We start from the raw sequence: 13,639 nt of genomic DNA, 5'->3' as shown, positions 1-13,639 counted from the left end.
ATAATGGTTGCAAGTGACTGGTTCGGTTTAATCATCTAAAATTCGTCGTCCAATCTAAGAAGGAGGTATATTCTTGTCCAAAAAAAATATTGATAAACTTTTGATCTTCGCTCTTGGCGGCGTGGGCGAAATCGGAAAGAACATGTACTGCGTGCAGTATGGAAACGATATTATTGTGATTGATAGCGGTTTGAAGTTTCCAGAGGAGGACATGCTGGGAATCGATATCGTGATTCCAGATATCGGATACTTAACGGAGAATCGGGATAAAGTACGCGGAATTATTATCACTCACGGCCATGAGGATCACATCGGCGGCTTGCCGTATGTACTCAAGCATCTGAATGTTCCCCTTTATGCAACTAAGCTGACAATGGGACTTATTGAAGCAAAACTTAAAGAAGCTAATCTGCTTGGAACGACGAACCGGATCGTGATTAATTCAGAATCTGTTCTTCCTTTAGGCGTTTTAACGGCTACATTTTTCAAAACGAATCACAGTATTCCAGACTCCGTGGGTGTTGCTCTTGATACACCAGAAGGCGTCGTTGTTCATACAGGTGACTTTAAGTTTGATCAAACACCTGTTAATGATCAATATGCGGACTTGCACCGTATGGCTGAGATCGGAAAGAAAGGCGTTCTTGCCTTGCTTTCTGACAGCACGAATGCAGAACGGCCGGGTTATACGGGTTCTGAGAGAAGCGTAGGCGTAGAAATCGAGGAAGTATTCCGTAAAGCGAAGCAGCGCGTAGTCATTGCGACATTCGCCTCGAACATTCATCGTGTTCAACAAGTATTTGATGCTGCAGCAGCAACGAATCGTAAAGTAACGGTGATCGGTCGAAGCATGGTTAATGTGGTCTCGATTGCGAGTGAACTTGGGTATTTGCACATTCCTGATGGTATGTTGATTGAGCCTGAAGAAGTGAATAAGCTTGCTGCTGATCGTGTTGTTATTCTTTCAACAGGCAGCCAAGGCGAGCCGATGTCCGCACTTACAAGGATGGCGCGTTCCACACACCGTAAAATTGATATTTTACCTGGTGATACAGTTATTATCGCGGCAACTCCGATTCCGGGGAATGAGCGTTATGTAGGACGTACCGTAGATGAGCTTTTCCGTATTGGCGCTAATGTGATCTATGGTCCAGGTTCAGTTACTGGGGTTCATGTATCTGGTCACGGCAGTCAAGAAGAGTTGAAATTGATGCTCAATCTTATAAAGCCTAAGTATTTTATTCCGATTCATGGTGAATATCGCATGCTGCGTCAACACGCCATTTTAGCCGAATCTGTCGGCATCGCTAAAGAAGATATTTTTATGTGCGAAATTGGTGACACAGTTGAAATTCAAAATGGTGTAGCTCGCAAAGGATCAAAAGTTCAAAGTGGGAACATTCTGATTGATGGACTGGGCGTTGGGGATGTAGGCAACATCGTGTTGCGTGACCGTAAGTTACTGTCTCAGGACGGGATTCTTGTGGTCGTAGTTACTCTCAGCAAGCAAGATGGCAAAATTTTATCCGGACCGGATATTATCTCTAGAGGATTCGTCTATGTACGTGAATCCGAAGGCCTCTTGGAAGAAGCCAATCGTATCGTAACGAATACATTAACGAAATTAATGAATGAAAATGTAAATGAATGGGCATCTTTAAAAACAAACGTGAAAGATGTTCTTGGACGATTTTTATATGAACAAACCAGAAGAAGACCGATGATCTTACCAATCATCATGGAGGTCTAATCTCGAACAAGTCACTTGAACCTATGCAAATAGTAAAGCTCTCTTCCGTCATTGGAGGGAGCTTTTTTCATGTTGTTTCGAGGCTGCCGATGCATGAAACAAAGCAAGACTATTCATACTATGGAAGATAATGAATAGCACTTGCCCATGCGATTTGTTTTGTTCATACAAAACGATGTGCATGATTGCTAAGCAAGTTTCTTATAGAAAGATGATTCTAAGGAGGAATTTCATTGGCAGCACCAACAGAACCGAAACAACAAGAGCCGGAAACAGAAGAGGGTAAGAAAAACCAAGTCTTAGAAAATATTCAACAGTTAGGTCAAACCACTACGCCAACAACCGAATCTAATATTTTCTGTCTCACCATAATTGGACAAGTGGAGGGGCATATGGTTCTTCCTCCGCAGAATAAGACGACAAAGTATGAACACATTATTCCGCAATTAGTGGCTGCCGAACAAAACCCCAAGATAGAAGGGGTTATGGTCATTTTAAACACAGTAGGCGGAGATGTAGAGGCAGGTCTTGCCATTGCTGAAATGATTGCGACTTTATCCAAACCAACGGTTACGTTAGTGCTTGGGGGTGGACATAGCATAGGTGTCCCTATTGCCGTCTCAGCAAACTATTCGATTATTGCTGAAACGGCAACGATGACGATACATCCGATTCGCCTTAATGGATTGATTATCGGGGTTCCGCAGACGTTTGAATATCTGGATAAAATGCAGGAGCGAGTGGTACGTTTCGTCACACGTCATTCCAATGTGACAGAAGATAAGTTCAAAGAACTGATGTTTAAAACAGGAGAATTAACGCGGGATATTGGAACAACGGTTATTGGCGGGGATGCTGTCAAATATGGATTGATTAATCAGGTCGGTGGTATTGGTGATGCGATTCGAGAACTGAATCAACGTATAGAGGATAAGAAAGCCACTTCTAACGGAGGAATCGTGCAATGATCCATTACTCTGTCATCCCGATGGATGTTATTTTCGAGGGCATGGAGTCCTTTGAACCGAGATATATGGAGATTGAGCAAGGGGGAGTCTTTATGCAAATTGAACCGATAAATGGTTTTCAGGCTCGGATTGTGCGGTTGTATAGTTGTAATCCGCAGGACTATTTGAATGCTCATTACACACCTGGAACGATCATATCGTACAGTCCGGTTTTTGAGGGGATTTCACCTATCTAAGCTAGGTTCTTTTGTATCATCCCTCAAGGCAATTATGGTATAATGTGGTCTTGGGGGTGACAAGCGTGGCGAAACGCAAGAAAAAAGCAAAGGCTATCAAAACAAGTTTGCTATTCGAGTTATACGGTATTTTGATCTTGATTTTCTCTGTCATTGCTTTGGCTCAGCAAGGGCATGTAGGCAATTCGCTGACCTATCTCTTTCGATTTTTCATCGGAACCTGGTATTCACTGATACCGCTGATTTTCATATACGTAGCTCTATATGCGATGATAAAAAGAGCCTGGCCTCCTTTGGTTACACCTAAGAAAGCAGGTATTCTGCTCTTTATTCTTGGATTGTTAATCAAGAATCATATTGACTTATTTGCACAGCTTTACCCTGAGGGCGGATTTGCATCTGGAAAAGTCATTTCATCAACCTGGCAAGCTATGTTACTGGGACTGCAAAATAATGAGGCAGGTAGAGCTTCACTTGAACACGGAATCGGTGGCGGGATGATTGGTGCCTTGATGTACAGTATCTTGTATTTCTTGTTCGATTATTTGGGTGCAAGATTAATTCAATATGCATTATTTGTGATGGGCTTTATTCTGGCTACAGGAATTTCTTATGTCGATGTGGGTAACATTGTTCGCGGACGATTCAGTAATGTTAGCCATAATTTTAGGGAAAGAATGAAGGAATGGCTGCAAGACAGGGAAGACCGTCAGCCGCAACCTGCTGCGGCAGGGGGAAGTACCATGAAGGCAAAGAAGGCTTCTTATGTACCCGTAGATGATGAATTGACGAAGAAGTTTTCCAACCGGTGAAACGAGTAAAGAAAACACCTCTTATTATGGAACTTCTCAAACCAATCAAAGAAAACTTTAAAAAGACAGCGGCTAAATCCCAATCCGAAGAGGAGCAGCTCTCAGAGGATGAAGAAGACAATGAGCAAGTTGTCTATAAAACTAACGAAAAACCAATTGTGGCGGATTTGGAACCTCTGGATCAACCCGCTACACCGATTATCCGGGATTTTCAAGAACAGGTTTATCAAGAGGCTCAGCAAGTGGTTAGACAGCCCGCGGCTCAGTCTCAGCCGATTGCACAACCCGTTTCCAAAGCTGCAGAGACAGATGTGTCTGAAGACTCCATCACACTGGAATTTCAACAGGATACTCCTCAGATCATAACTCGTCCCTATGAAATACCATCCCTTGATTTATTGGCCAAGCCTGCTGCGGGAAATGGCTTTGAGATGTCGGATTACAAAGCGAACGCAAGGAAGCTGGAAGCAACCTTGGAAAGTTTTGGGGTACGCGCGAAGTATTGGAAGTTGTTAGAGGTCCTGCCGTTACTCGGTATGAAATACAGCCCGACGTTGGTGTTAAGGTGAGCCGAATCGTTTCGTTAACGGATGATATTGCGCTGGCTCTGGCTGCCAAGGATATTCGAATGGAAGCGCCGATTCCGGGTAAATCAGCGATTGGTATTGAGGTTCCGAATCTGGAGGTTTCTGTCGTGACCATGCGTGAAGTGATGGAAACAAGTGCCTTCCAGGAATCCAGTGCTAGATTATCGGTCGTGCTGGGCCGCGATATATCCGGTCAGCCTATTGTGGGTAATTTAGCTCGAATGCCTCATTTACTCGTAGCTGGAGCGACTGGTTCTGGTAAATCAGTTTGTATTAACGGGATTATTACGAGCATTCTGTATAAAGCAAAACCCAATGAAGTGAAGTTTCTGATGGTCGATCCAAAAATGGTTGAATTGAATGTGTATAACGGAATTCCACATCTTTTGGCTCCTGTGGTGACTGATCCGCGTCGCGCCTCTTTAGCACTGAAGAAAATAGTAGTCGAGATGGAGAAGAGGTACGAGTTATTTTCGAAGAGCGGAACGCGTAATATTGAAGGATATAATGCCATGCTGACCGAGACGGGAACAGCAGCTCCGCTGCCTTACTATGTTATTATCGTTGATGAATTAGCAGATTTGATGATGGTCGCAGCCAATGATGTTGAAGATTCCATCTGTCGTCTCGCGCAAATGGCGCGTGCAGCGGGTATTCACTTAATTATTGCCACACAGCGTCCATCTGTGGACGTTATTACAGGCGTCATTAAGGCTAATATTCCTTCGCGGATAGCCTTTGGTGTCTCGTCCCAAGTCGACTCCCGGACGATTTTGGATATGGTTGGAGCGGAAAAGCTTTTGGACGTGGCGATATGCTCTACTTACCTGTAGGCGCTTCAAAGCCCGTACGTATACAAGGCGCCTTTTTATCTGATCAAGAAGTAGAACATGTTGTAGGCTTCGTACGTACACAGGAACAGGCTGTTTACCAAGAAGAATTGGTTCCCCAGGTTGAAGAAATGCCAGAGCAACAAAATGAATTTGAGGATGAACTATACGATCAGGCTGTTCAAATTGTACTCGAGGCAAAGCAAGCTTCTGTCTCCTTGCTGCAACGACGTATGAGAGTTGGTTATACCCGTGCGGCTAGACTAGTGGACTCAATGGAAGCTAAAGGCGTAGTTGGACCTTACGAAGGAAGCAAGCCGCGTGAAGTCCTTATGTCGATTGAACAATATCACCAAACCCGTATCAGTTCTTAGATACATACCTTGAATTAAAAAACACTCTCCTCGTGAGGGTGTTTTTTTGTATAATCAGGAACCCACTTTCTCATAATAAGCAAGAAAAGGCTGTAATTTGAAAAGTGAGGTTGAGAAGGGGAATGAATAAACGACTAATTGTACTTACATTTTGTATTGTTTTTGTATTGGTTGTTGCTTTTCAGTTAAAAGGAAAGTTCAATCCACCAACGGAAGAAACCTTTAGTAAAAATGAGGTTCGGTATGGAGCGACAGGAGGAGATGTAAATGAACTACAAGGCCGGTTGAAGTTCATTGGCTTCTATAGTGGCAGTATTGATGGTGATTACGGATATAAGACGTTATTGGCTGTCAAACGATTCCAAGGCGAGTTTGGGATGACGGTGGATGGCATTGTAGGTCCCAAGACGAAGTTGAGATTATGGGAGGCTACAAAAGAATGGAAACCAACCGTTGCCCCTAACAGTGGTTCTGGTAACGCCGGAAATTCAAGCGGGGCTGCCAATGAAAATACGAATACGGGCGATACCAACCAACCACCCGCTAATTTAACCCCCTTTAACAATCTTGGGTTATCCGAACAAGATATTAATTTGATGGCCAATGCCGTACATGGAGAGTCTCGGGGTGAACCTTATATTGGACAGGTTGCCGTTGCTGCTGTTATTTTAAATCGTGTAAAGTCGGCTAGCTTTCCTAACACGGTTTCAGGCGTAATCTTTCAGCCTGGTGCTTTCACAGCAGTTGCTGATGGACAAATTTGGTTAACACCAGACGAATCAACGAAAAAAGCTGTCAAGGATGCGCTGACCGGTTGGGACCCCACAGGAGGGTGTATCTATTATTTCAACCCAGAAACAGCTACTTCCAAGTGGATTTGGAGTCGACCTCAAGTGAAAAACATTGGTAAGCATATTTTTTGTAAATAATTTGTGTAAGGACAAGGAGAAGGAACCAACTTTGGTTGCTTCTCCTCTTCGTATAGGAATATAATGGTTACATACTAGGGATACAGAAGGGAGACTCGACCTTTGACACATATACAATTTGAACGCAGCACTTGGAATCACATTCGAATCCATGTATTGCCAACAGACCGTTTTAAGACATTTGCCATTCCGTATACATAGGCCGTCCTTTAGACGAAGATACGGTGACGAATACCGCATTAACGCCCTTTGTATTACGCAGAGGAACCGAATCGAAGCCGGAAACACAGCAATTCCGCGAGTATTTAGACGATTTATATGGGGCAGGCTTCGGTTTTGATATTTATAAACGTGGCGACTACCAAATTGTTCAATTGCGGATGGATATTATTAATGACCGATTCGTATCCTCTTCAGAATCACTTTTACGGAAAGGTCTTGAATTTGTCGGCGAAACTTTAACGCGACCAGCGCTTGAAGATGAGCATTTTCGCAATAAATATGTGGATGCCGAGAAACAAACCTTGCGTAAACGCATTGAAGCCGTCATTAACGATAAAATTCGCTACGCCGCTGAACGTTGTTTGGAAGAAATGTGTAGCGATGATCCCTATCGGCTGCACCCACTTGGCAAAATTGAAGCGATTGACGGTATTAATTCGCAGATGCTTTACGAACAGTATAAACAGTGGCTTGGCACTGCCCCCGTTGACGTTTATGTTGTAGGCAACACTACGCTTGCGGAAGTAGAAAGGATTGTCCAACAAGCGTTCACAATGGAACGCAAGGAGGATGTCGGCTACGAAACCTCTATGCAAAAGGAAACTTCAAGAGAAGTGAAAACGGTCGTGGAGCGTCTGGACGTTAATCAAGGCAAGTTGAATATGGGTTTACGAACACATATTTCTTATGGAGATGAGGATTATCCGACTGCACTTATGTACAATGGAGTTTTAGGTGGTTATCCGCACTCCAAGTTGTTTATAAATGTACGTGAGAAAGCCAGCTTGGCCTATTACGCCTCTTCCCGTTTTGACGGACATAAGGGCATTTTGACCATCCAATCCGGAATTGAAATGAAAAACTACGAGAAAGCCGTTGAAATTATAAAGAAACAACTTGCTGCCATTGAACAGGGCCAAATCAGCGAAGTTGAATGGAGTCAGACCAGAGCGATGATTGCTAATCAACTTCGTGAAATTCAGGACTCTGCTTTTGAATTAATATCCTTCGACTTTAATGCTATTTTGTCCGGAAAAGAACGTACGGTTTCGAATTTAATTGAATCTGTGGAACAAGTAACCATTCCTGCCATTGCAGAAGCAGCCAAACGGGTTCAACTGGATACGATATACTTTTTGCGGGATCAGAAGGGAGAATAGACGATGCAGGCTATACCTTATCCACATCTCAACGAAACGATTTATCATGAGCAGCTTGATAATGGGCTACATGTGTTTATTTTGCCTAAAGAAGGCTTCCAAAAAACGTATGCGACCTTCACAACCCAATTCGGTTCCATTGATAACTTCTTTCAGGTAGAAGGCAAAGATGCGGTTCAAGTTCCAGATGGGATTGCTCATTTCTTGGAGCATAAAATGTTTGAAGAACCGGAAGGCGATATTTTTGCTACGTTCGCTTCGCATGGAGCTTCGGCTAATGCTTTTACCAGCTTTGACCGTACGGCTTACTTATTCTCTTCAACAAATGAGTATATTAAAAACTTAATTACATTAATCAATTTTGTTCAAAATCCTTATTTTACAGATGAAAATGTGGAGAAGGAAAAGGGGATTATTGGCCAAGAAATCCAAATGTACCAAGATAATTCAGATTGGAGAAGCTACTATGGACTCATTGAATCCCTCTACGCTAAGCATCCAATCCATATCGATATCGCCGGTACGGTGGCATCTATTGCTGAAATCTCCAAAGAAACCTTGTATGAATGTTATCATACGTTTTATCACCCATCGAACATGAGTTTGTTTGTTGTTGGTGGGGTTGATGCACAAGAGGTGCTTCATGCAGTTAAGGAAAATCAAGCTGCAAAAACATTTGCGCCACAGGGGAAAATTGAACGATTTTTGCAGAGGAGCCTCTGGAAGTAAAAGAATCGCGTAAAGTAACTCATCTCCCGGTATCCATGCCCAAATGTTTATTAGGGCTAAAAGAAGCGGCGCCTTCCATAAATGGTAAAGCACTGCTGGTCAAAGAATTAACGACAAAATTAATGCTGGATATCTTATTCAGTTCTAGTTCTGATATGTATCAATCGCTTTATGACGAGCAGCTCATTTCTGATAATTTTGGCCACGAGTACAACATTAGTGAAGGGTATGCCTTCTCGATTATTGGCGGAGATACCAAAGACCCGGATCAACTTGTTTCGCGTATACGCGAGGAAGTAGAAAAGCGTAAAAAGTCAGGTCTTGATCAGTTGACATTTGAACGGAGCCGCAAAAAGAAAATCGGCAATTTTCTGCGTATGATGAATTCTCCGGAATCAATCGCGAATGAATTTACAAAATATCGCTTTAAAGGGATTGACTTATTTGATATTTTGCCTGTTTACGAACAGCTTACCCTTGAAGATGTTAATGTAAGGTTCCGCGAGCATTTTGACTGGAGCAAACTAGCAGTGTCCATTGTGCAAAGTCGTGTTTCGTCGTGATGTTGGTTAAACCCTTTAAAGAACAAACGGTTTTAATTACAGGAGCCAGCAGAGGCATTGGTGCTGCTATTGCCGAGCGTTTCGCTTCAGTTGGGATGAATGTCGTCATTCATTATCGCGATTCGCATGAAGCGGCTAATGAAGTTGCTCGCTCCTGTATGAAGCACGGCACCAAGGTGTTGACCGTTTCAGCGGACATTCGCTATCGTGATCAAATTAGTAAAATGCAAGAAAAGTTAGATCAAAGAGAGATGGTTCCCGATATTATTGTGAATAACGCGGGTCTTGCCCATTATGGATTGCTCTCTGATGTAAGTGAAGAGGATTGGGATCTGATTATGGATGTTAATCTAAAGGGAGCCTTTCTATGTACACAAGCGTTCATGCCTTCTCTCATCCAGCAAAAGTATGGCCGCATTATTAATGTGTCTTCCATTTGGGGTATTTCGGGCGCTTCATGTGAAGTCGTATATTCAACAGCAAAGGGGGGGCTGAATGCTTTCACGAAAGCGTTGGCGAGGGAGCTTGCCCCTTCCGGTGTCACGGTGAATGCGGTCGCACCCGGACCTGTACATACCGATATGATGTCTGGCTTTCAACCCGAGGAACAGGCTGCCATTGCGAATGAAATTCCGGTAGGTCGTTTTGCTTTGCCTGACGAAATTGCTTCTCTTGTCTATTTTCTGGCATTACCGGAATCCGGTTATATTACAGGGCAAATTATTAGTCCCAATGGCGGTTGGTTAACGTAATTGGATGAGCGGCGCCTTACGCATAAATTCGGTTTGAAAAGCGAATATTAAGTACGTAATGACCATTTCTCACAATTCAAGGAGGCTTCCTACAATGGCTACTGTACTTAAAGCATTCGACAAGTGGAAAGAGTTTCTGGCAGAACGTGTGAGTCAAGCTGGACATGCAGGGATGAACGAAGAAACGGTCTCAAAACTTGCTTTTCAAATTGGCGAATTTTTGGCTAATAAGGTAGATCCCGAAAATGAGCAGGAACGTGTGCTCAAAGAGTTATGGGATGCGGGGGATGAGCAAGAGAAACGCACGCTTGCTCGCCTCATGGTAAAATTAGTAGACAAAGCCTAATAACCGTTTTACAATTCAATAAGGTTATATGTGAGAGCCTCCTCTTTCGGAGGCTTTTGCATGCTTTTATAAGAACGAAAGGAATCTTAATTTCATGTACATAAAACGTTATATGTTCGTTCTATTGCTTATTTCTTTACTTGTAACGGGTTGTGGAAACCGCGGCATTCCGGTCATTAAACAAGACCTGTTGGATAAGAAGATTTCCGTTCTTATGCTAACATCGCCAACCTTGTCTGAAGCAACGAAATTATCAGTAGGGACTGCACTTCAGCAATGGAGGGATGCCCAATTTATTGCCTATGACTGGATCAAAGATGTAAATCTACTGGATGAAAAAACAGTAATAAGTTTGAAGGAAAGAACTTATGATTACATATATGTGATAGGAAATGAACTATTTCCCTCTGCAAATACTCTTATTCAGCAAGGAAGTATACCGGGGAAATGGACATTTTTACAAAGTCAATTGGATGTCAATGGGAGCATAGCTACTGACGCTGCTTCCCTCATGCAAATCGACCCGCTACAAGTAGAAAATCTAAAAAATAAGTGGATGAAAGACTTATTGGCAAGCAATGTCGCTGTAGAATGGGTTACGAGTGGTGATCATCCAATTCCTTCCGCGTGGGCACCTTCCGAAGAAGCTGACCATATTGTTTTACTCGATAATAATCCACAGTGGTTTCAACAATTGGCTTATCAAACCAGACATCATGCAGCCAACTGGATTATTTTTATACGCCAACGGATGCGGCTTCCATACAGAAAGCAAAGACCCTTGGTGTGTCTGTCATGGATATGGTGAGTTCTTTATCAACAGAGCTGGATTGGACAAAAATATTTGAAAACCGCCTTGCAGTCATGATGAATCATACTTGGCAAGCAGGTAAATCAAATTATAACGAACAAGAGCTGAAAGAACTAAAAATAAAATAATAATTGTGTCTTTAGTTGGATAAAAAAAAGGATTTTGACGAAAACTGCAGAAATTATTGAGTAGTAACGTTGATCGTTACAGATATTGCGATGAGGTGGAAAGATTGGACGTTAAAGAGTGGTACATGGAATATAAGATTCACAAAAACCGCCCGGGTTTACTTGGGGATATCGCCTCTCTGATGGGGATGCTCGATATTAACATTGTAACGATTAATGGGGTTGAAGATCGTACCCGAGGTATGCTTTTGCAGACAAACGATGAAGAAAAAATTGACTTAATGGGTAAAATGCTGAGAAAAGTAGATAATATTACAATCACAGCTTTGAGACCCCCTAAACTTGTTGATATTTTGGCTGTTCGCCATGGTCGTTATATTGAACGTGATTCCGATGATCGCAAGACGTTCCGATTCACACGGGATGAGCTGGGATTGCTAGTTGATTTTCTTGGAGAAATATTCAAGCGCGAGGGCAATCAGGTTGTTGGGCTTCGTGGCATGCCGCGAGTAGGTAAGACTGAATCGATTATTGCCGGAAGTGTGTGTTCCAACAAACGATGGACTTTCGTTTCGTCTACCCTGCTAAGACAAACCGTTCGCAGTCAGCTTTCGGAAGACGAGATGACCCCTAATAATGTGTATATTATTGATGGGATTGTTTCGACGATTCGTTCCAACGAGAAGCATTACAGCCTTCTGCAAGACATTATGGCCATGCCATCAACGAAGGTTATTGAGCATCCGGATATCTTTATCCGGGAATCCGAATACACTTATAATGACTTTAATTATATCATTGAGCTGAGAAACAGCCCGGATGAAGAGATCAATTACGATTCATTTACATACACATCCGAACCATTTTAATGTTAGTAGCGTCTATACATAACTACGACTCTTGCGGGGAGGTGACCATATGTCTGATCTAGGAAATATTTTACGCAAAACACGCTTGGAGAGAAAAATATCACTGGATGATCTTCAGGAAGTTACGAAAATTCGAAAGCGCTATTTGGAAGCGATTGAAGAAGGGAACTACAAAGTACTCCCTGGCAGTTTTTATGTTCGTGCATTCATCAAAAGCTATGCAGAAGCGGTGGGACTTGATCCAACTGAAGTACTGAATATGTACCAAACGACAAATCCCTCCCTGATCGTAGATAAACCTGTAGTGGAGACCATTCGTACGAATAGAACGAGTGTTCGTAATACAGAGAAATTGAGTCGTTGGGCTTCAAGTGTCATGTTTATTTGCTTCATTCTTCTTATTTTTGGTATCGTATACTACTATACCTACAAGAATTATAAAGGAACGCCAGCAGATCAGAAGCCATCACAGACACAATCTTCAAGGATTACGAACTCCACGAATCCTTCTTCAAGCGTTAAGTCGAATGCATCCGGTGATGGTAAAGTGGCGCCTCTTCCAACGCCAACCCCGACACCTGTGCCGACACAAACACCCGCTGCTGTTCAGGTTAAATTTAGCAATAGTGAGAAGGGTGTAGACAATTACACGATTACCGGAACTGCGAATCTAAATATTAAGATGAAGATTACAGGGGCATGCTGGATACGCATCGATTCCCTTGCAGCAGATGGCGCTAAAGAAAACATGCTTAGACAGAAGCTTTATAATGCTGGAGATACCGATGCCTTCGATTTAGTAAGCTCAGCTTATTTAAATGTGGGGGCAGCGAGTGCTCTGGAACTAAATGTGAATGGTACCGTCATTCCCGTGGGCGATACGCCTAATCCAAAGCGAATCCAACTTAATTTGCAAAAAAACTAGCATTTTGACGTTTCCTGCGCTTTCCCGGGTAATGATGCATACGAAGAAACATCCAGCCTAAGCTGTGGGCTACGTGATGTTTCTTTTTTTACAGCTTCTTGCTATAATGCTATTGTATTTTGATGGAAAGGATGTTTTGCTAAAATGAGTTCAGAATGTTCGTTTGATATTGTGTCCAAAGTAGATTTACAGGAATTAACCAACGCCATTCAGCAGGCCGAGAAAGAGATTTTGACCCGCTTTGACTTTAAAGGTAGTAAAAGCAGCATTAAATTGGAAAAAGATCAACTGGTTGTCATCTCGGATGATGAGTTTAAGCTGCAGAACGTTTTAGACATTATGCATGCTAAAATGACTAAACGCGGTATCTCCGTTAAGAATCTGGAGTATAGTAAAGTTGAGCCTGCTGCCTCTTCAACCGTAAGACAGAAAATTAGCATGAAACAAGGTGTCGATCAAGAGAATTCCAAAAAGATAAATATATTAATCCGCGATTCCAAACTCAAAGTGAAGACGCAAGTTCAAGGTGATCAAATTCGTGTGACAGGCAAAAGCAGAGATGATCTTCAAGCCGTCATATCACTGCTTCGCAAAGCCGATATTTCTCTTGATTTGCAATTCGTGAATTTGAAATAAGGTTACATAAAA

12 protein-coding genes and 3 pseudogenes are annotated in these 13,639 nt (G+C 42.6%); all 15 read left to right on the top strand.

Features of this window, described 5'->3' with window-relative positions:
- Positions 1–73: 73 nt before the first annotated feature.
- The 15 genes and pseudogenes from FU659_RS15470 (at position 74) to FU659_RS15410 (ending at position 13,627) form a co-directional block, all read left to right on the top strand.
- On the top strand, positions 74–1,750 hold the full coding sequence (locus FU659_RS15470) for a ribonuclease J (RefSeq protein WP_147948414.1): 1,677 nt from the start codon (positions 74–76) through the stop codon (positions 1,748–1,750).
- Between the two features lie 233 nt (positions 1,751–1,983).
- Positions 1,984–2,718 carry a ClpP family protease gene (locus tag FU659_RS15465; protein WP_147948413.1) on the top strand — a complete coding sequence of 245 codons (735 nt, stop codon included), beginning with the start codon at positions 1,984–1,986 and terminating at the stop codon, positions 2,716–2,718.
- The gene (locus FU659_RS15460) at positions 2,715–2,954 is read left to right on the top strand and encodes a YlzJ-like family protein (RefSeq protein ID WP_147948412.1); all 240 of its coding nucleotides are present in this window, start codon (positions 2,715–2,717) and stop codon (positions 2,952–2,954) included. Before FU659_RS15465 ends, FU659_RS15460 begins: the two co-directional genes overlap by 4 nt.
- Positions 2,955–3,019: 65 nt before the next feature.
- Positions 3,020–3,766, top strand: a complete 747-nt coding sequence (locus FU659_RS39330; RefSeq protein ID WP_261807837.1) for a hypothetical protein — start codon at positions 3,020–3,022, stop codon at positions 3,764–3,766.
- A gap of 371 nt (positions 3,767–4,137) precedes the next feature.
- Positions 4,138–5,557: pseudogene (locus tag FU659_RS39325) on the top strand (DNA translocase FtsK); the annotation flags it as partial.
- A gap of 122 nt (positions 5,558–5,679) precedes the next feature.
- Complete coding sequence (sleB, locus tag FU659_RS15450; protein WP_147948411.1) at positions 5,680–6,486, top strand: spore cortex-lytic enzyme; 807 nt, start codon at positions 5,680–5,682, stop codon at positions 6,484–6,486.
- Between the two features lie 102 nt (positions 6,487–6,588).
- Positions 6,589–7,868, top strand: a pseudogene (gene yfmF / locus FU659_RS15445) (EF-P 5-aminopentanol modification-associated protein YfmF).
- A gap of 3 nt (positions 7,869–7,871) precedes the next feature.
- Positions 7,872–9,160 (top strand): annotated as a pseudogene (gene yfmH, locus FU659_RS15440) (EF-P 5-aminopentanol modification-associated protein YfmH).
- A complete protein-coding gene (gene ymfI / locus FU659_RS15435; RefSeq protein ID WP_147948451.1) occupies positions 9,160–9,912 on the top strand; it encodes an elongation factor P 5-aminopentanone reductase in 753 nt (250 codons plus the stop codon). The pseudogene yfmH and the gene ymfI overlap by 1 nt, the downstream one beginning before the upstream one ends.
- A 94-nt stretch (positions 9,913–10,006) precedes the next feature.
- A complete protein-coding gene (locus FU659_RS15430) occupies positions 10,007–10,258 on the top strand; it encodes a DUF3243 domain-containing protein (RefSeq protein ID WP_147948410.1) in 252 nt (83 codons plus the stop codon).
- A gap of 94 nt (positions 10,259–10,352) precedes the next feature.
- The gene (locus FU659_RS15425; RefSeq protein ID WP_147948409.1) at positions 10,353–11,066 is read left to right on the top strand and encodes a hypothetical protein; all 714 of its coding nucleotides are present in this window, start codon (positions 10,353–10,355) and stop codon (positions 11,064–11,066) included.
- Positions 11,054–11,197, top strand: a complete 144-nt coding sequence (locus FU659_RS35510) for a hypothetical protein (RefSeq protein WP_187274175.1) — start codon at positions 11,054–11,056, stop codon at positions 11,195–11,197. The genes FU659_RS15425 and FU659_RS35510 overlap by 13 nt, the downstream gene beginning before the upstream one ends.
- Positions 11,198–11,322: 125 nt before the next feature.
- Positions 11,323–12,066: a DUF3388 domain-containing protein gene (locus tag FU659_RS15420; protein WP_397355831.1), complete on the top strand. Its 744-nt coding sequence runs from the start codon at positions 11,323–11,325 to the stop codon at positions 12,064–12,066.
- A gap of 49 nt (positions 12,067–12,115) precedes the next feature.
- Positions 12,116–12,991, top strand: a complete 876-nt coding sequence (locus FU659_RS15415; protein WP_147948407.1) for a helix-turn-helix domain-containing protein — start codon at positions 12,116–12,118, stop codon at positions 12,989–12,991.
- Positions 12,992–13,135: 144 nt separating this feature from the next.
- Positions 13,136–13,627: a YajQ family cyclic di-GMP-binding protein gene (locus FU659_RS15410; RefSeq protein WP_147948406.1), complete on the top strand. Its 492-nt coding sequence runs from the start codon at positions 13,136–13,138 to the stop codon at positions 13,625–13,627.
- The last annotated feature ends 12 nt before the right edge of the window (positions 13,628–13,639 follow it).

It is taken from the genome of Paenibacillus sp. N3.4, from assembly GCF_008017805.1.
Taxonomy (GTDB): Bacteria; Bacillota; Bacilli; order Paenibacillales; family NBRC-103111; genus Paenibacillus_E.
Note: the sequence above shows the minus strand (reverse complement) of the source record. Positions and strands in the feature narration are given on the sequence as shown.

Coding starts and splice junctions, on each gene's coding strand:
- FU659_RS15460 (WP_147948412.1), top strand. CDS start 2,715: ATGATCCATTACTCTGTCATCCCGATGGATGTTATTTTCGAGGGCATG.
- sleB (WP_147948411.1), top strand. CDS start 5,680: ATGAATAAACGACTAATTGTACTTACATTTTGTATTGTTTTTGTATTG.
- ymfI (WP_147948451.1), top strand. CDS start 9,160: ATGTTGGTTAAACCCTTTAAAGAACAAACGGTTTTAATTACAGGAGCC.
- FU659_RS15430 (WP_147948410.1), top strand. CDS start 10,007: ATGGCTACTGTACTTAAAGCATTCGACAAGTGGAAAGAGTTTCTGGCA.
- FU659_RS15425 (WP_147948409.1), top strand. CDS start 10,353: ATGTACATAAAACGTTATATGTTCGTTCTATTGCTTATTTCTTTACTT.
- FU659_RS35510 (WP_187274175.1), top strand. CDS start 11,054: ATGGATATGGTGAGTTCTTTATCAACAGAGCTGGATTGGACAAAAATA.
- FU659_RS15420 (WP_397355831.1), top strand. CDS start 11,323: ATGGAATATAAGATTCACAAAAACCGCCCGGGTTTACTTGGGGATATC.
- FU659_RS15415 (WP_147948407.1), top strand. CDS start 12,116: ATGTCTGATCTAGGAAATATTTTACGCAAAACACGCTTGGAGAGAAAA.
- FU659_RS15410 (WP_147948406.1), top strand. CDS start 13,136: ATGAGTTCAGAATGTTCGTTTGATATTGTGTCCAAAGTAGATTTACAG.